Below are 19,085 nucleotides of genomic sequence, written 5' to 3'. Positions count from 1 at the left end.
CATTTTCTTTTAAAATTTTTTCAAAAATAAAAATAAAGTAGAAAAATGTTAGAACTTACCAGCGAATTTAAACCCAGTCCCGATCAACAAGAAGCCATAAAAGGCATAGTAAAAAGTATAAAAAAAGGCAACAAATATCAAACCTTACTAGGCGTTACAGGAAGTGGAAAAACCTTTACCATGGCAAATATCATTAAAGAACTTAATATACCCACTCTTATCATGAGTCACAACAAAAGCCTTTGCGCACAACTTTATAGCGAATTTAAAGGCTTTTTTTCTAAAAATCATGTGGAATATTTTATATCTTATTATGATTATTATCAACCTGAAGCCTATATCCCACGCACTGATGTTTTCATAGAAAAAGACAGCTCTACTAATGAAGACTTAGAGCGTTTAAGACTGAGTGCTACTGCTTCACTTTTAAGTTATGAAGATGTAGTTTGCATAGCTAGTGTTTCAGCAAATTATGGACTTGGTAATCCAAATGAATACATAGGTATGGTTTTAATCTTTGAACTAGGTATGCAAATTTCACAAAAAGAACTTTTAAAAAAACTTGTAGATATGGGTTATAAAAGAAATGATAATTTTTTTGATCGTGCGGATTTTAGAGTTCAAGGAGATATTATAGATATTTATCCAGCTTATTATGAAGATGAAGTAGTAAGGCTTGAATTTTTTGGTGATGAGCTTGATGCTATGTATCATTACAATGTTTTAGAAAATAAAAAAGGCAAAGATTTAAAACGCTTCATACTCTATCCTACAAGCCAGTTTAGCGTGGGCGAAACAAGACTAAAACAAGCGATAAAAGACATCAAAGCAGAACTTAACGAACGCCTTGCTTATTTTGAACATGAAAATAAACTCGTAGAATATCAACGCCTTAAACAAAGGGTTGAATTTGATCTTGAGATGCTTACAAGCACAGGAATGTGTAAAGGCGTTGAAAATTATGCAAGGCATTTAACAGGACTTAAAGAAGGCGATACTCCTTATACACTTTTTGATTATTTTGCGATTAAAGATAGAAAATTTCTTGTTATAGTCGATGAAAGTCATGTATCTTTACCGCAATTTAGAGGTATGTTTGCAGGAGATAGAAGCAGAAAACAAACCTTGGTGGATTATGGTTTTCGTTTGCCTTCAGCCTTGGATAATCGTCCTTTAATGTTTGATGAATTTATCCATAAAAATTGCCAATTTCTTTTTGTTTCAGCCACACCTGCACCTTTAGAACTTGAACTGAGTAAAGAAAATATCTTTCATCAAATCATGCGTCCTACAGGACTGCTTGATCCTTTGATAGAATTAAAAGATAGTGATAATCAGGTTGAGATTTTATTTGATGAAGCTAAAAAAGTCATACAAAGGAATGAACGTGTTTTAGTGACTGTGCTAACTAAAAAACTCGCTGAAGAACTTACAAGGTATTATTTAGAACTTGGTATAAAAGTCAAATACATGCACTCAGATATCGATGCTATAGAACGCAATGAAATCATAAGAGGTTTAAGAAGCGGTGCTTTTGATATGCTAATTGGCATTAACTTACTTAGAGAAGGACTTGATTTGCCTGAAGTTTCACTCATTGCCATTATGGATGCAGATAAGGAAGGTTTTTTAAGAAGTACTACAAGTTTAATCCAAACCATGGGAAGAGCAGCTAGAAATGTCAATGGTAAGGTTTTGCTTTTTTGCAAAAAAATCACAAAATCCATGCAAGAAGCTATGGATACCACCAATGAACGCCGCAAACTTCAAATGGCTTATAATAAAAAATACAATATTACCCCAACTTCAGTCAAACGCCATATTGAAGAAAGTTTGAAAAATGAAGAGGATTTAGGCGAAATTTATCGCAAAGGTAAAAAACTAGAAAAAATGCCAGCTAGCGAAAGAGCAAAACTTGTCAAAGAATTAAGAAAGCAAATGCTTGAAGCAGCAAAAGCACTTGAGTTTGAAAAAGCTGCCGCAATTAGAGATGAGATTAATAAATTAAGGGATTTATAATAAAAATATATCCCTTGTTCTAACTCCTGCCTCATTAAGTAAAGCACTTAAAATTTCATACTGAAAGTCTTGCAAGGGACGTTTTTCTTTTAAAACTATACCTATAACCCCTTTAGTTTTTTCCCCATCTTCTATAGGTAAATACATAGCATTAGCATTAGGCAGGGTATTTGTACAAACACCTGCTCTTTCTTTATTTGTTGCAACCCATTGAGCAATAGCAATCTCATCAGCACTAAAACAATTTTTTAACATTTGCTTATCATCGTTAAAAAACAACAAAGGTTTCGATAAAATATTGTTTTTATTTATAGGATAAATAATAATAGGTAAATTTAATAATTTTAAAGCTTGATTTCCAAGTTGTTCCCAAAGCTCTTGTTTGCTTTTCACTCTTGCTAACTTTTCACTATTTTCAAGCAAAATAGCTGTTCTATAAGCTCTTTTAGTGAGTTCTTTAGATTGCAATTTTAATCTTCTAGTAAAAACAGCTGTTAAAAATCCAACTATAAACATAGTTGTAAAAGTAATAATATTTCCACTATCATGAACTTTAAGACTAAAAATAGGTTCTAAAAAGAAAAAATTATAAATTAAGACACTTACTAAAGAAGAATAAAAGGCGAAAATTTTATTATCAGAAATAAAAGAAGAAGCAAAAACTGCTAAAATAAAAATCATAACTATATTACTTGGCTGAGTATTAAATTTATGAAATACAAAAGCTATAAAAGTTGCTAAAAGCAAAACTCCTGTGATTTTTAAAAAACCTAAAAAATCAAAACCTTTTTTACTTGGTATTTTAGAAGTAGAAATTTGATTTTCATTGACAAGATATAAATCAATATTGGGTGCTTTTTTAGCAACAGCTTCAAAAATCTCTTCTTTAAACTTTTTTTTATCTTTATTTTTACCTAAAACAATTTTAGAAACATTGCTAAGGCTTGAATACTCTGCAATTTGTCTTGCTATATCATCATCATATACGCTAATGATTTCAGCATTAAAACTTTTAGCTAGTTCTATATTTTCTTCTAAGGCTTTTTCTTCTTTAATATTGGGATTTTTTATATAAAGCGCACTCAATTTAGCATGAAAAGCTAAAGCAAGTCTTGCAGCTGCACGAATAACCTTTGCATTTGAAGCATTAATACAAACTAAAATATGCTCTCCAGTATGATAAGCTAAATCATCATTAATAAGCCTTTGTTCACTTGCTCTTAAATTCACTCTTGAAGCAAGTCTTCTTAAGGCAATCTCACGCAAAGCTATAAGTCTTTCTTGGCGAAAGAAATTTTCAAGTGCTAGTTTAGCTTGTTTTTCCTTATAAATTTTACCATCTTGCATTCTTTTTAAAAGCTTATTAGGTTCAATATCAACAAGTTCAACCTGATCAGCCTCATCAAAAATACGATCAGGAATACGCTCTTTAACTTCTATCTTACTGATATTAGCGACTAAATCATTTAAACTTTCTAAATGTTGTATATTTAAAGTAGTATAAACATCAATCCCTGCTTTTAGAAGCTCTTCTATATCTTGAAAACGCTTTTCATTACGCAAGCCTTTAGCATTAGTGTGCGCAAGCTCATCTACTAAAACCAAAGCAGGTTTTCTCTTAAGGGTAGTGTCTAAATCAAACTCTTTTAATACTATATTTTTATAAGGAATTTCAAGATTAGCTATACTTTCAAAACCTTGTGTTAAAGCCATTGTTTCAGGTCTATCGTGAGGCTCTATATAGCCTAAAACAACATCAACTCCATTATCCCTTAAAGTTCTAGCTTCACTTAACATAGCATAAGTTTTTCCAGAACCTGCAGCATAACCTAAGAAGATTTTTAATTTTGCAAGTTTGTTTTTTTCTTCTTCCTTGGCTTTAACCTCAAGTTTTTTAAGAATTTGTTCAGGACTTTGTCTTTGCATGTTTATTCTTTTTTCATGGCTTTAACAATAGCTATATTAACGGCTAAAACATTAACCTTTTCTTCCCCAAAAATCCCTAAAAATTTAGACTCTGTATTTTCTTGAATGATTTTTTCTAATTCTTCTTTGGTGATTTTTGAAGATTGACTTATCCTAGGAATTTGCACTAGGGCTGCTTGAAGACTGATATGAGGATCAAGACCTGATCCTGAAGCGCTTAATAAATCCAAAGGAATTTGTTCTTTTGTAATTTGCGGATTTTCATCTAAAAATTTTTGCAAATCTTTTTGCACACGCTCTTTTAAAGCAGGATTTGACATAGCATAATTAAATCCACCTGAACTTACACTGCTTTCATTTGTATCACTTGTATTGTAATTTAATACAGATGCTCTTGAATGTAGAAAATAAGGCTTATTAAAATCTTGACCCAAAAGCTTTGAACCTACCGCTTTACTTATATCCAAAGTTGGACGACCTTCTTTATCCACTAAACTTCCACTTGATTGATAAGGAAAAATAAATTTTGCAACTGTATTTAAAGCAAAAGGATAAATAAGAGTACACAATATTAGCATTACCACAAAAAAACTAAGCAAAGTTCTAAGCATATCACACTCCTAAAATTCTAAGTATCCAAGCTGTAGGAATATCAATTATTTTTATCCCTATAAAAGGTGCTATCATACCACCTAAACCATAAATACTCAAATTTCTTAAAAGCAAATGCTCGCTTTTCATAGGCTTAAATTTAACTCCACGCATAGCAATAGGTATGAGCAAAGGTATAATAATAGCATTAAAAATAAGTGCTGATAAAATAGCACTTTGCGGGGTAGCCAAATGCATAATATTTAAAATTTGCATTTGAGGTAAAACCACACTAAACATAGCAGGTAAAATAGCAAAATACTTAGCAATATCATTTGCCATACTAAAAGTTGTAAGACTACCTCTAGTAATAAGCAAACCTTTTCCTATTTCAACTACTTCTAAAATTTTAGTAGGATTAGAATCAAGATCTATCATATTGGCTGCTTCTTTGGCTGCTTGAGTTCCTGAGTTCATAGCTATACCTACATCAGCTTGCGCAAGAGCTGGAGCATCATTGGTTCCATCTCCTGTCATGGCTACTATCTTACCTTGAGCTTGTTCTTTTTTAATGGCTTCTATTTTATCTTCAGGCTTGCATTCTGCTATAAATCCATCAAGCCCTGCTTCTTTAGCTATAGTAGCTGCTGTTAAAGGATTATCTCCGGTACACATTAAAGTTTTTATGCCCATTTTTCTAAGCTCATCAAAGCGCTCTTTAAGTCCTGGTTTTACTGTATCCTTTAGATAAATTACTCCTAAAATTTTTTCATTTTTACACACTACCAAAGGAGTGCCACCAAGATTTGAAATTTCCATTACCTTAGTTTCTAAATCACTAGGAATTTTTCCATTCATTTCGCTTATATAAGCCCTTATAGCATCAAAAGCACCTTTACGAATTTTTGTATTATCTTGTAAATCCACACCGCTCATTCTATTTTGAGCGCTAAATTCGATAAATTCTTTAATATCATTACCTTCTAATTCATAACCCACTTTTTGAGCCAATGCAACTATGCTTTTACCTTCTGGAGTTTCATCTTTTAAAGAGGATAAAACACAAGCTTTAATCATTTCTTCTTTACTTATACCTTGGACTTCATAAAATTCATTTGCCAAACGGTTTCCAAAAGTAATCGTTCCTGTTTTATCCAAAATCATAGTATCAACATCACCACAACTTTCAACAGCCTTGCCTGAAAGTGCGATCACATTAAAACGCGTTACCCTGTCCATACCTGCTATTCCTATAGCTGATAAAAGCCCCCCTATAGTTGTAGGAATAAGACATACAAGCAATGCTACTAACCACGAAATAGGCAAACTCACGCCTAAAAATTGCATAAAAGGATATAAACTTACAACCACTACTAGAAAACTCAAACTAAGCACAATTAAAAGAGTATTAAGAGCAATTTCATTTGGAGTTTTTTGACGCGCAGCACCTTCTACAAGATTGATCATTTTATCTAAAAAACTTTCCCCAGCTCCAACTAAAATTTTAATCTTTAAAAAATCAGTTAAAACCGTAGTCCCACCTGTAACAGAAGAAAAATCACCGCCCGCTTCACGCATAACAGGAGCACTTTCACCTGTAATAGCTGATTCATCAACACTTGCAGCACCTTCTATAATTTCTCCATCATTAGGTATAAGTTCACCTGCTTTAACTAAAACTATATCACCTATTTTTAACTCGCTAGAATTAAGCATTTCTTCACTGCCATCACTTTTTATGCGTCTAGCTTTAGAATCCTTTTTACTTTGTCTTAAGGTAGCTGCTTGGGCTTTACCCCTTCCTTCTGCAATACTTTCTGCAAAATTTGCAAAAAGCAAGGTTACAAATAAAATAAAAGTGATTAAGATGTTATAAATTCTTTCATCAGAATTTCCATTAAACAAAGTAGGAAAAATACTTAAAATCAAAGTAAGAATCAATCCAACTTCCACCATAAACATAACAGGATTTTTTATCATAAAGCGTGGATCAAATTTTAAAAATGCTCCCTTTATGGCATTATTTAAAATTTCTTTTGTAATGAGTTTATTTTGTTTTTTAGACATTGACTCTCCTTAATGCTATAAAGATAAATATTCTGCAACGCTTGATAAAGTAAGCACTGGAAAAAAAGTAAGTGCAGCAAAAATATATATAATACAAACAAGCACAAACATAAAAGTTAAATTATCCGTTTTTAAAGAATTTGCAGTATTTTCTTGTGTATTTTTAGCCAAAAGCGATCCAGCTATAGCAAGCTGAGCTATTAAAACCAAATAACGCCCACAAAACATAGCAAAAGCTGTACTTAAATTCCAAAATAAATTATCATCTTTTAAACCTTCAAGTCCTGAACCATTATTTGCTGCCGAAGAACTAAATTCATACAAAATTTGAGCCAAGCCATGAAAGCTAGGATTGCTTATACTATCTTTTGCAAAAACAACAGCTAATGCACTTAAAACAAGGATTAATAAAGGATGGATAAGAATTACCAAAGCTATAAGCTTCATTTGTGCGCTTTCTATTTTTTTACCCAAGAATTCTGGAGTTCTGCCTATCATTAATGCACAAATAAACACGGTTAAAAGCACATAAATAATCATATTCATAAGCCCTACTCCTTCGCCACCAAAAGCTACATTTAACATCATATTTAACAAAGTAGCACTGATGCTTAAAGGATTTAAACTATCGTGCATATTATTGACGCTTCCTGTAGTAAAAGCAGTAGTTACAGCACTAAATAAACTCGAACCATCTGTGCCAAATCTTATTTCTTTACCTTCTAAATTTCCCAAATTTGCATTTAAACCCAAAGAATCCAAATTTGGATTTGACATTTTTTCGCTAAAATAAATTAAAAGCAAAGAAATGATAAAAATAATCCCCATTGCACCAAAAATAACTCCCCCTTCTTTTCCCATAAGAGCAAAACCTTGTCTTTCTTTTCTATGATAAACCATCAATCCAAAAGCTACAACACAGGCACTAGGAATAAGCATCATGGATAAAATTTGTAAAAAATTTGTAAGTGAAGTAGGATTTTCAAAAGGCATGCTTGAATTAGCACCAAAAAAACCACCCCCATTTGTCCCTAAATGTTTTATAGACTCAAGAGCTGCAACAGGACCTGTGGCAATACTTTGAAATTTATTTTCTAAAGTAAGCACGCTAAAATTTGCGTGATAGTTTTGCACTACGCCTTCAGAGATAAAAATTACAGCCAAAATAAAACTTAAAGGCAACATCAAACGCGTAATAATACGCGTAAAATCTTCATAAAAATTTCCCATTTGCATGCCACATAAAGCACGACAAAAAGCCATACAAGCAGAATATCCACTTGCACTTGAAACAAACATAGCAAGTAAAATGCCTGTATTTTGCGAAAGCAAACTTAAAGCACTCTCTCCACTATAATGCTGAAGGTTTGTATTTGTAATAAAACTAATTACAGTATTTAAATTCAAATCCCCTTTCATAGAATTTATCGAATTGGGATTTAAAAAAAGTTTATCTTGCAAATAAAAAATCACGAAAGAAAAAATAGCCACTAAGGCATTAAAAGCAATTAAATGCAAAGAATATTTTTGCCAAGTCATATTTTTTCTATCAATCGCACAAATTTTATAAATTAAGTTATCAATTGGATTAAAAATAAAATCAAAAATAGTTTTTTTACAGCTTGCAATTTTATAAAGATAATTTCCAAAAATTAAAGCTAATATAAAAGCTATAATCAGTGTTATTAAAATTTCTAGCATATTTTTCCTTTAAAATTTTTCAGGATACAATAGAGCATAAAATAAATAAAGAGCAAGTATTAAGCTTAAAACTAGTAAAAATATCATCCGCGTGTCCTAGTTTGAATTTCACAAAAACGGATAAAAAACCATAAACTACCAAAAGCTAAAAGCAGAAGCAAAGCAAAGATAACATCCATAGGATAGCCCTTTCTCATTGATTCAAAATAGGATTTATTCTATCCTTGTTAAGCTTATATTTTGATTAATACTAATTTTATGATTTATTTATAATTTTTATCTATATTAAATAAAAAGACAAATGAAGAATTTAGCAGGAAAAATCCTGCTAAAAATTGTTAAAGATAACCCGCTGCCATAGCAATAAAATATCCTGCTATACAAGAAGTGATTACACCTATAAGACCTGGTAAAATAAAACTATGATTGATAACAAATTTACCGATGTGAGTAGTACCTGATCTGTCAAATTGTATAGTAGCTAAATCGCTTGGATAGGTTGGTAAAATATAATACCCATAACAAGCAGCCGCAAAAGCAACAATTACACCAGGTTCAACACCAATTCCTAAAGCCAAAGGAACAAAAGCCGAAATAGCCGCTGCTTGAGAGTTTACAAATTTTGAAATTAAAAGAAGCATTACAGCATAAGTCCAAGGATACTCTTTTACTATATCTCCAAGCGCTGCTTTCATCATAGGAGTATGAACTGCAAACATAGTATCAGCCATCCAAGAAATTCCAAAAACCGCAACAAGTGCTATCATACCTGATTTAAAAATTTCATTAGAGCCGATTTTCTTTGCATCTGTTTTAGTAAAGATGATAATCAAAGAACCTGCTAAAAGCATAAACATCTGAATAACTGAAACCATGGATAAAACATCCATTTTAGGATTGCCTAAAGCATCTACTTGAGGAATGCCATTTTTTACAACTTGTCCCCAGTTTGGACGCAAGAAATCAAATACACCCAATAAAGCTACTAAAGCAATAGCTCCTAAGAAAATCCACATTGCAACCCAATTGCTTTTTGGAAGTTTAACACCTAAAAGTGTTTTAGAATCCCCATAAACATATTTTTTAAATTCAGGATCTTTAAGTTTTTCTTGAAATACTTCATCTTTATCCAAATCTTTTCCTCTAAACCAAGAAAAAATTCCTATACACAATACACCAAATAATGTACTAGGTATAGTAATTTGAAGAAGATTGATATAACCATCAAAACCTGCTAATTTATGATTAGCATTTAAAAGCAAAGCAGTCAAACTCACAACAGCCACAGATACAGGAGATGCAATAATACCCATTTGTGATGATATAGAAGCTGCTGCCATTGGACGCTCAGGGCGAATACCATTTTTAATCGCTATATCATAAATAATAGGCATAATAGTATAAACCACATGTCCTGTTCCACAAAGTATAGTCAAAAAGCAGGTTACAAAAGGCGCTAATATTGTTAAAAACTTAGGATTGCGTCTTAAAATTCTTTCTGCTATTTGAAGCATAACATCCAAACCACCGCTTGCTTGCAAAGTTGCACTCGCAACCACCACCGCTAAAATTGTAAGCATAACATCTATGGCTGGTTTTCCAGGCTTTATATGAAAAGCAAATACAAGCATTAAAATACCTATACCACCAAGTAAACCAAGCGCTATACCGCCTTTTTTTGCACCGTAAAAAAGACAAATTAAAACGATAATGATTTGGATTGCAAATTGCCCTCCCTCACTAAGGCTTGTTAAAAAGTCCATTTTAACTCCTTTGAAAATTGATATTTAAAAACAGTTATTATTGTATCACATTTTTAAATTAAAGAATAATATTTATAAAAATAAAAATAACAATTTTTTAAATTATTTAAATTAAATTTAAATATAAAACACAAGCGTAATGGGTTTGATAGATTGATAGAATTTTATCCTTCAAGTTCATATATTTTTTTTCTATCTGTAGAGCTTGCTATATTAAGATGTTTGCGATATTTTGTAATAGTTCTTCGTCCGATATCGACCTTAAATTCTTCTTTGATTAATTCTAAAATTTTACTATCGCTTAAAGGTTTATTGCGATCTTCATTCTTTACTAAATTTGCCACAAATTCTTTAACACCTACATTTGAAGTCTCTCCCTCTTCATCAAGAGCAAAAGCAAAAAAATCACGCAAGGGAATAAGTCCTCTTTCACAACTTAAATATTTATTTGCCACAGCTCTTGATATAGTCGAAGCATTACGTTCTAAATCAAGTGCTAAATCCTTAAAAGTCATAGGTTTTATCTCTTTTCCCATGAAAAAATCATATTGATATTCTACTATCATAAGCCCTATTTTATAAAGAGTAGCTTTTCTCATCGCTAGAGCATCGACTAAATTTTTTGCTTCTTTGATGTAATGACTTAAAAAATCATGCTCTAAACCATCAGTTTGGATTGAAATTTCAGGATAATAATCATCATTGATTTTTACTTTAATTTCACCATTTTCTTTATAAACAAAAATATCAGGAACAATTATACGAGAATCTTCAAAATATTCCAAAAAAGGAGGAGTGCTAAAACGCTTAAGTACAGCTAATGCTTCTTTATATAAAGGCTCTTTGGTATAGTTTTGTATATTTTCAAAATCCATAATCAACATTCTACAAAATTCATCAATATCTTCATCTAATTCCATATTTTCAAGAGCAAATAAAAATGCTTCTTTATAATCTTTAGCTCCCACTCCTACAGGATCTAAAAATTTAAATCTTGTTCTTACTCGCTCAATTTCTTCTAAGGAATACTCTTTTAAAAATTCTTCATCGTATTCAAAATATCCTTCCTCATTTAAGCATTCTATAATTTTTTTTGCAAGTTCTTGAGATTTGTTTGTAGGAAACAAAGGAGGAAGAATCTGTTCTTTTAAAAGCTCATAAACACTTTTTTTGGCAAGTCCTTTACTATCCACAAAAGCCGAATTTACATTATGTTTATAAAATGAATCAAAATAATTCTTACCCTTATCATGAGTTTGTATCGAATCTTGAACATTTAAGAAAGGATTATCCTCAGCAAATTTATCTAAATTTTCTTTTAAATCCTCTATGTTTGCTTGTAAAATCGGCAACCAAGAGCGTAAAGTTTGAGAAATTTTAGTCTTGGGTGCTTGAGTGATTTTTTGCTTTAACATCAATCAAGGAGTTTAAACTCCGCTCCTAAATAATACTTTTTCACGTCTTTATTGGTTGCAATTTCATCAGCATTCCCACTAGCAAGTAAAGAACCTGATCTTATAACATAAGCTCTATCACAAATAGCCAAAGTCTCACGCACATTATGATCGGTAATTAAAACCCCAATCCCCAATCTTTTAAGCTCTTTAATTAAAGTTTGAATTTCAGCCACTGCTATAGGATCAACACCTGCAAAAGGCTCATCAAGAAGCAAAAACTTAGGTTCGCACATCAAGCTTCTAGCGATCTCACAACGCCTTCTTTCACCTCCACTTAAACTTAAACCTTTCCTTAAACGAATAGGCTCTATACTTAAGAGTTCAAGCATTTGCTCAACTTTATCATGTAAAATTTTTTTATCTTTATAAAAAATCTGAGCCGCTAAAAGCAGGTTATCTTCTACACTTAAATCCTTAAAAATACTACTTTCTTGAGGTAAATAACCTATCCCTGATCTAGCTCTTTTGTTTAAAGGATCTTTTGTCACATCTAAACCGTCTAAAAGAACTTTTCCACTGCTTGGGGAAATAAGTCCACATATCATATAAAAAGTTGTCGTTTTTCCTGCGCCATTTGGCCCTAAAAGTCCTACAACCTCTCCGCTATTAACCTCTAAAGAAATTCCATGTATAATCTTAGTTTTTTTAATAATTTTTTCTAAATTTACAATTTCTAATTTACTCATAAATTTCATACTTTCTTTTATTATCTTTAATGCTAATTTTAATCTGGATAGTAGAAATTCCAAATTTCATTAAAGTTTTTTTCAAATTTTCACAACCCCATTCAACCAAATGCAAACCTTTTTCAAAAAAATTTTCAAATAAACCATTTGCTAAAAGTCCTTCTAAACCTTCTTGATAAATATCATAATGATAAATGCAAATATCATGATTTTCATATTTTTGCATAGTGGAAAAAGTTGGAGAATCTACCCTTGCATCAAGACCAAGAAATTTAACCCAAGCTTGCACCAAGCTTGTTTTTCCGCTAGCCAAATCTCCTTGAAGCAAAACAACACCTTCTTTAGGCATTATTTGAAGCATCGTTTTGATCTCATCTTTTGCTAAAATAAATTCTTTCATAATTTTACCACATATTCATTTTGCGCGTTTTTAGGAATGCTTTTCGTACTAGGTAGAGCTAGTACTTTATATTTTTGAGTGTATTCAGTAAAATGTAAAGTGATAATATCACCCACCTTAACCTCTTTACTTGCTTTAACAATAACGCCATTAATCCCTACTACACCACTTTTACACATATCTTCAGAAATAGCTCTTCTTTTCGTGATATTAACTACGTTTAAAAATTTATCTACTCTCATAAAAGCAATTTTAGCAAAAAAAATCAATTTTTGGAACAAAATTTGCTTACGCCTTTGCTTTATTTTTTAAGAAAATAGCAAGTAAAAACTTTTCTTTAATGAAATTTGGATACAATTTTATAATTTTCAAATCTATTTTAACAAAGGATATCTTATGAAAAATGAAGTAAAAAAAGTAGTTTTAGCGTATTCTGGAGGGCTTGATACGAGCATTATTTTAAAATGGCTTCAAGATGAGTATAATTGCGAAGTTGTAACTTTTACAGCAGATATTGGTCAAGGCGAAGAACTTGAACCTGCAAGAAAAAAAGCCCTTTCTTTAGGCATAAAAGAAGAAAATATTTTCATTAAAGATTTAAGAGATGAATTTGTTAAAGATTATGTATTTCCTATGTTTAGAGCCAATGCGATTTATGAAGGAGAATATCTTTTAGGAACAAGTATAGCAAGACCACTTATAGCAAAAACTCAAGCACAAATTGCCCTGCAAACAGGTGCTGATGCGGTAAGTCATGGCGCCACAGGCAAAGGAAATGATCAAGTGCGTTTTGAACTTGGTTATCTTGCTTTTAATCCCGATTTAAAAATCATCGCTCCATGGCGTGAGTGGGATTTAAACAGTCGTGAAAAACTCCTTGCTTATGCACAAAAACACGGTATTGATATTTCTAAGAAAAAAGGAAAATCTCCTTATTCTATGGACGCAAATTTACTTCATATTTCTTATGAAGGACTTGTTTTAGAAGATCCTGCACACGCACCCCAAGAAGATATGTGGAGATGGAGTAAAAGCCCAAAAGACGCTCCAAATGAAAGTGAAATTATAGAACTTGATTTCCAAAAGGGAGATTTAGTAACGATAAATGGAGAAAAACTAAGTCCTGCAGGACTTTTAACCAAACTTAACGAACTAGGCTGCAAACACGGTATAGGACGCCTTGATATAGTAGAAAATCGCTATGTAGGAATGAAAAGTCGTGGTTGTTACGAAACTCCAGGCGGTACTATACTTTTAAAAGCACACAGAGCGCTTGAAAGCATCACGCTTGATAGAGAAGCAGCACACTTAAAAGATGAACTCATGCCAAAATACGCAAGTTTAATTTATAATGGCTATTGGTTCTCGCCTGAAAGAATGATGCTTCAAGCCTTAATCGATGAGTCTCAAATTCACGCCAATGGCAGAGTAAAACTCGAGCTTTATAAAGGCAATGTGATGGTTATAGGACGTGAAAGTGCGAACGATAGCTTGTTTAACGCAGCTTATTGTACTTTTGAAGAAGATGAAGTGTATAATCAAAAAGACGCAGCAGGCTTTATCAAGCTTAATGCTTTGCGTTTTATCATTGCAGGAAAAAATGGAAGAAAATTTTAATAAAGGAATAAAATGAAAGTATTATTAATCAAAGATGTAAAAACACTTGGAAAAGCAGGAGAAATAAAAGAAGTAAAAGACGGCTACGGACAAAATTTCTTAATCGCTAAAGGCTTTGCTAAAGCAGCTACTAATGAAGTTTTAAGAAAATACGAAAGCGACAAGAAAAAAGAGGCTGAAAATTTACGCTTTGAAATCGCAAATTTAGAAAAACTCAAAGAAGAACTTAGCAAAATCACTCTTGAAATTTCAAAACCCGTAGGTGCAAATGGAAGTTTGTTTGGTGGCGTAACCAAAGATGAAATCGCTCACGCCCTAAAAGAACAAAGCCATATAGAAATCGATAAAAAAAGTTTAGAATGCGACACCTTAAAAAGTTTAGGAATTCACGAAGTAAGCGTAAAACTTGGACACGCAATCCATGCTAAATTTAACATAAATATAAAGGCAGAATAATGTTTCACGCAACAACGATTTTAGCTTACAAAGGTAAAAATAAATCCGTAATTGGCGGAGATGGACAAGTAAGCTTTGGAAATACGGTGCTAAAAGGTAATGCTGTAAAGATTAGAAAACTCAACAATGGCAAAGTTTTAGCAGGTTTTGCAGGATCAACAGCTGACGCTTTTAATCTTTTTGATATGTTTGAAAATCTCCTTCAAAGTTCTAAAGGCGATCTTTTAAAAGCAGCAATTGACTTTTCTAAAGAATGGAGAAAAGACAAATACCTAAGAAAACTTGAAGCCATGATGCTTGTACTTGATAGAAATCACATTTTTCTACTTTCTGGTACAGGCGATGTGGTCGAACCTGAAGATGGGCAAATCGCAGCCATAGGAAGTGGTGGAAACTATGCACTTTCAGCTGCTAGAGCCTTAGCAAAGCATGCCAATTTAGATGAAGAAGAACTTGTAAAATCAAGTCTTCAAATCGCAGGTGAAATTTGCATTTATACCAATACCAATATCAAAACTTATGTAATCGAGGATGAGAAATGAATCTAACTCCAAAAGAAATCGTTAAATTTTTAGATGATTATGTTATAGGACAAAAAAAAGCTAAAAAAATCATAGCTATAGCTTTAAGAAATCGCTACCGCAGAATGCAACTTAGACCTGAGTTGCAAGATGATATCGTGCCTAAAAATATCTTAATGATAGGTTCTACAGGTGTGGGAAAAACAGAAATCGCTAGGCGTTTAGCTAAAATGATGGGCTTTCCTTTCATCAAAATCGAAGCGAGTAAATATACTGAAGTAGGTTTTGTAGGTCGTGATGTGGAAAGCATGGTAAGAGATCTTGCCAATGCAGCTTTAAATTTGGTAAAAAATGAGCAAAGAGAAAAAAACAAAGATAAAATCGATGAATTTATAGAAAATAAAATTTTAGAAAAACTTTTACCACCTTTACCAAAGGGTATCAGCGATGAAAAACAAGAAGAATATAAAAACAGTCTTGAAAAAATGAGAACTAAACTAAGAAATGGCGATCTTGATGAAAGCACCATAGAGATAGAAATTTCACAAAATATGTTTGATACCAATCCTAACCTACCTCCTGAAATGGGTGCAATGCAAGATATAGTTAAGGTTATAGGCGTTGGCAGTAAAAAAGTCAAAAAAGAAATGAAAATCAAAGACGCTAAAAATGCTTTAAAAAACGAAGCAGGAGAAAAAATCCTAGATCAAGAAAGTATCAAAAGCGAAGCCTTAAAAAGAGCGGAAAATGAAGGTATTATTTTTATTGATGAAATCGATAAAATCGCTGTTTCAAGCGGAAATTCAAACCGCCAAGATCCAAGTAAAGAAGGGGTGCAAAGAGACTTACTTCCTATAGTCGAGGGATCAAATGTACAAACAAAAATAGGTACTTTAAAAACCGATCATATTCTTTTTATCGCTGCAGGGGCTTTTCATCTTAGCAAACCAAGTGATCTTATCCCTGAACTTCAGGGACGCTTTCCTTTAAGAGTGGAATTAGATAGTCTTGATGATAAAGCTCTTTATGAAATTTTAACACGCCCTAAAAATTCACTTTTAAAACAATACTCTCAGCTTTTAAAAACTGAAAATTTAGAACTTGAATTTGATGATGAAGCCATTAAAGAAATAGCAAAAATAGCTTCAAGAGCCAATGAAGAAATGCAAGATATAGGTGCTAGACGCTTGCATACTGTGATAGAAAAATTACTTGAAGATTTAAGCTTTGAAGCTGATGAGTATGCAGGTAAAAAATTCGTAGTGGATAAAAAAATGGTAGAAGAAAAACTCGGAGATATCATAGAAAATAAAGATCTTGCAAGGTATATTTTGTGAAAAGTGGCTTTGTTAGTATCATAGGGCGTACTAATGCAGGAAAAAGTACTTTAATCAATTCCTTATTAGAAGAAAAAATCGCCCTAGTTTCTCACAAACAAAACGCCACAAGACGTAAAATCAAAGCCATAGTGATGCATGAAAAAAATCAAATCATTTTCATCGATACCCCAGGACTTCACGAAAGCAGTGCTAGGCTTAATCAACTGCTTGTCCAAAGTGCCATTAAATCCATGGGGGATTGTGATGTGATTTTATTTGTGGCGAGTGTTTTTGATAGTACAAAAGACTATGAAAATTTTCTTAGTCTAAACCTACAAGTACCACATATCATCACTTTAAATAAAGTAGATTTAACCGACAATGCTACACTTTTAAAAAAACTTAGCGAATATGCAAAATTTAGCCAACATTTTAAGGCTATCATTCCTTATTCTTCTAAGAAAAAAAGCTATAAAAAAGGCTTGTTAGATGAGATAGTAAAATATCTTGACGAACATGAATATTTTTATGATCCTGAATTTTTAAGTGCGAGTAGCGAAAAAGAACTTTATAGAGATTTCATACTTGAAAGTATTTATGAAAATTTAAGCGATGAGCTTCCTTATAGCAGTGAAGTGCTTATCCATCGCACTAAAGATACACCTAATCTTTTAATCCTAGAAGCCAATATCATCACCGATACAAACTCTCACAAGGGTATGCTTATAGGAAAAGAAGGGGTAACTTTAAAAAGAATAGGCAAAGATGCACGCTTTAAAATTTCAAAACTTGCACAAAAAAAAGTACTTTTAAAGCTTTTCGTAACAGTGAAAAAAAACTGGCAAAAAGATGAAGAATTTTTAAAAAAACTTTTAAATGATGAAAATTAATTCATTAAATAAAATAAATTTTATAAAATCTACAGATTTGCTTTATGCTCAAAGAACAGGAATATCCAAAGAAGACGAACTTTTTAACAATTTAACCGCAGATTTTAAGCTAAGCAAACCCTTTGACTATCAAATAGCTTTTTTTAAACATAGTGAAATTTATCATTGTTTTTTAGCACCTGTTTGTAAATTGAGAAAAAGTCGTTTTTGCTTTCCTGAACCTTTAATTTTTCAAGCTTTATTTGATGAAAGATTGATTGAAGAAAGTGATTATTGTGTTTTAAATTTATATGATCAAACTTTATATTTATATTTTTACCAAGAAGGAAAATTTATCAATCTTAAAAAAATCGAAAATTTCAACCCAGGTAATATGGATTTATTTTTTAAACAAAATCGATTTACAGAACTTTTAAAACACTATGAAAGCAAATTGCTACTTTATCAGGATTTGGATACAATCAAACATTACTTCTCATCTCAAATAAAATGTTTAAATCTAAATGATATTCTTGATAAAAATAGTTTATTGAAATTAAGTTCATATAGTATAAAAAATCTAGATCAAAATTGTAATTTTATCAAGCATAATAAAATAAAAATATCTATTTCTTTTAAAATTATATTAATATTTATTTTTAGCTTTAGTCTTAGCATGATGATTTTATTATTTAAAGATTTTATAGAGTACAAACAAAATAAGGAAATTCAAAATAAAAATTTTATCATACAAGAAGAAATTTCTAAACTAAAACAAGATAAGCAAAAATTATTAACAAACATACAAGATTTAAACTTTACTCTTTCCAATAAAATATCATCTACACAACAACAATTTCATATTTTATCCACCGTAACAAAAGAAATCAATTTAGATAAAAATAAGGCAATCATTCTAAATCAAATCATATCATGGCTTAATTCCAATGAACTTAAAATCACAAATCTTGAATTTGAACAAACAAAAATCATTCTTTCTTTTATCGATGAAAACCACTTTAAAAGAGCATTAGAAAATCTAAATTCTACTTTTAAATTCCTTGATAAAAATGAAGAAACATTGAATATCATATTAGAAGTCATACATGAATAAAATAGAAGTATTTTTGCAAAATTTAAATCCTAGGGAAAAATTTCTTTTTATTTCTTTTATCTGCCTTTGTGCTTTGTTTTTAGCTTTTAAAATTCACGATCACTTTTTGGAAGATATTTTTCAAAAAACATTAGTAGAACATAATTACCTTGCATTAAATGAAGCAAAAATAGAAAATTCACATCTTAAAGAAATAGAGACAAAGCTAACAAAACAGATAAAAACAGAGGAAGAAAAATTAAAATACTATAAAGAAAAATTACATTTATTTTCTTATGATAAAGATTTTTTCAATAAAAAAATCAATAATTTATCCAAAAATTTAATCATTAATGAAATAAAATTTTCCCAAGAAAACAAAAATTTTATCCACTATAATTATGTTTCTCTAAGTTTAAATGGCAACTTTAAAGACTTACTCAATTTTATACAAAATTTAGAAAATCTTCCTATAGCTTTAAAAATTGATAAAATAAAACTATACAATACACAGGGTTTAAAATTAAAGCTTGATTTAATGTTTAAATTTGTTAATTTATAATAATATTAAAATATTATATTTTTAAATATTATTATAAA

Annotated in this window: 17 protein-coding genes and 1 pseudogene; 8 read left to right on the top strand and 10 right to left on the bottom strand. The window is 31.1% G+C overall.

Translation table 11 applies throughout. The features are described 5' to 3' along the window. Positions 1–45 precede the first annotated feature (45 nt). Positions 46–2,019 carry an excinuclease ABC subunit UvrB gene (uvrB, locus tag AJN60_RS00845; protein WP_070285695.1) on the top strand — a complete coding sequence of 658 codons (1,974 nt, stop codon included), beginning with the start codon at positions 46–48 and terminating at the stop codon, positions 2,017–2,019. Here uvrB and AJN60_RS00840 read toward each other — a convergent pair. The 10 genes and pseudogenes from AJN60_RS00840 to AJN60_RS00800 form a co-directional block, all read right to left on the bottom strand. Continuing rightward, positions 2,014–3,945 (bottom strand): sensor histidine kinase, encoded by a 1,932-nt coding sequence (locus AJN60_RS00840; RefSeq protein ID WP_070285694.1) that lies wholly within the window; start codon positions 3,943–3,945, stop codon positions 2,014–2,016. The genes uvrB and AJN60_RS00840 overlap by 6 nt on opposite strands. Positions 3,946–3,947: 2 nt before the next feature. Further along, a complete protein-coding gene (gene kdpC, locus AJN60_RS00835) occupies positions 3,948–4,556 on the bottom strand; it encodes a potassium-transporting ATPase subunit KdpC (protein ID WP_052859002.1) in 609 nt (202 codons plus the stop codon). A 1-nt stretch (position 4,557) separates the two neighbouring features. After that, positions 4,558–6,603: a potassium-transporting ATPase subunit KdpB gene (gene kdpB / locus AJN60_RS00830; RefSeq protein WP_070285693.1), complete on the bottom strand. Its 2,046-nt coding sequence runs from the start codon at positions 6,601–6,603 to the stop codon at positions 4,558–4,560. Between the two features lie 15 nt (positions 6,604–6,618). After that, complete coding sequence (gene kdpA / locus AJN60_RS00825; protein WP_070285692.1) at positions 6,619–8,304, bottom strand: potassium-transporting ATPase subunit KdpA; 1,686 nt, start codon at positions 8,302–8,304, stop codon at positions 6,619–6,621. 9 nt (positions 8,305–8,313) lie between these two features. Then, positions 8,314–8,501, bottom strand: a pseudogene (kdpF, locus tag AJN60_RS09270) (K(+)-transporting ATPase subunit F). Positions 8,502–8,642: 141 nt separating this feature from the next. After that, positions 8,643–10,067, bottom strand: a complete 1,425-nt coding sequence (locus AJN60_RS00820; protein WP_052817342.1) for an anaerobic C4-dicarboxylate transporter — start codon at positions 10,065–10,067, stop codon at positions 8,643–8,645. Positions 10,068–10,231: 164 nt separating this feature from the next. After that, positions 10,232–11,482 carry an RNA polymerase factor sigma-54 gene (locus AJN60_RS00815; RefSeq protein ID WP_044778953.1) on the bottom strand — a complete coding sequence of 417 codons (1,251 nt, stop codon included), beginning with the start codon at positions 11,480–11,482 and terminating at the stop codon, positions 10,232–10,234. After that, a complete protein-coding gene (gene lptB, locus AJN60_RS00810) occupies positions 11,482–12,210 on the bottom strand; it encodes an LPS export ABC transporter ATP-binding protein (protein ID WP_002855252.1) in 729 nt (242 codons plus the stop codon). The genes AJN60_RS00815 and lptB overlap by 1 nt, the downstream gene beginning before the upstream one ends. Next, positions 12,203–12,610, bottom strand: a complete 408-nt coding sequence (gene tsaE, locus AJN60_RS00805) for a tRNA (adenosine(37)-N6)-threonylcarbamoyltransferase complex ATPase subunit type 1 TsaE (RefSeq protein WP_070240536.1) — start codon at positions 12,608–12,610, stop codon at positions 12,203–12,205. The genes lptB and tsaE overlap by 8 nt, the downstream gene beginning before the upstream one ends. Beyond that, a complete protein-coding gene (locus AJN60_RS00800; protein ID WP_002864726.1) occupies positions 12,607–12,852 on the bottom strand; it encodes an RNA-binding S4 domain-containing protein in 246 nt (81 codons plus the stop codon). Before AJN60_RS00800 ends, tsaE begins: the two co-directional genes overlap by 4 nt. A 154-nt stretch (positions 12,853–13,006) precedes the next feature. Between AJN60_RS00800 and AJN60_RS00795 the strand changes: the two genes are divergently transcribed. Genes AJN60_RS00795 through AJN60_RS00765 form a run of 7 tightly spaced genes read left to right on the top strand, consistent with a single transcriptional unit; the run spans position 13,007 to position 19,047 of the window. Next, on the top strand, positions 13,007–14,227 hold the full coding sequence (locus AJN60_RS00795; protein ID WP_002871328.1) for an argininosuccinate synthase: 1,221 nt from the start codon (positions 13,007–13,009) through the stop codon (positions 14,225–14,227). Positions 14,228–14,239: 12 nt separating this feature from the next. Next, on the top strand, positions 14,240–14,683 hold the full coding sequence (gene rplI / locus AJN60_RS00790) for a 50S ribosomal protein L9 (protein ID WP_002871329.1): 444 nt from the start codon (positions 14,240–14,242) through the stop codon (positions 14,681–14,683). After that, positions 14,683–15,225 (top strand): ATP-dependent protease subunit HslV, encoded by a 543-nt coding sequence (gene hslV / locus AJN60_RS00785; protein ID WP_002776411.1) that lies wholly within the window; start codon positions 14,683–14,685, stop codon positions 15,223–15,225. Before rplI ends, hslV begins: the two co-directional genes overlap by 1 nt. Beyond that, positions 15,222–16,541, top strand: coding sequence for an ATP-dependent protease ATPase subunit HslU (gene hslU / locus AJN60_RS00780; RefSeq protein ID WP_070261149.1), 1,320 nt, complete (start codon positions 15,222–15,224; stop codon positions 16,539–16,541). Before hslV ends, hslU begins: the two co-directional genes overlap by 4 nt. Further along, a complete protein-coding gene (gene era, locus AJN60_RS00775; RefSeq protein WP_070285691.1) occupies positions 16,538–17,413 on the top strand; it encodes a GTPase Era in 876 nt (291 codons plus the stop codon). Before hslU ends, era begins: the two co-directional genes overlap by 4 nt. After that, positions 17,400–18,506, top strand: coding sequence for a hypothetical protein (locus AJN60_RS00770; RefSeq protein WP_079860896.1), 1,107 nt, complete (start codon positions 17,400–17,402; stop codon positions 18,504–18,506). The genes era and AJN60_RS00770 overlap by 14 nt, the downstream gene beginning before the upstream one ends. Then, positions 18,499–19,047, top strand: a complete 549-nt coding sequence (locus AJN60_RS00765; RefSeq protein WP_052853827.1) for a hypothetical protein — start codon at positions 18,499–18,501, stop codon at positions 19,045–19,047. Before AJN60_RS00770 ends, AJN60_RS00765 begins: the two co-directional genes overlap by 8 nt. Positions 19,048–19,085: the final 38 nt, after the last annotated feature.

The organism is Campylobacter sp. BCW_4323 (genome assembly GCF_001763115.1).
Lineage (GTDB): Bacteria > Campylobacterota > Campylobacteria > Campylobacterales > Campylobacteraceae > Campylobacter_D > Campylobacter_D jejuni.
The sequence above is the reverse complement of the archived record's forward strand: the minus strand, read 5'-3'. Positions and strand labels throughout refer to the sequence as shown.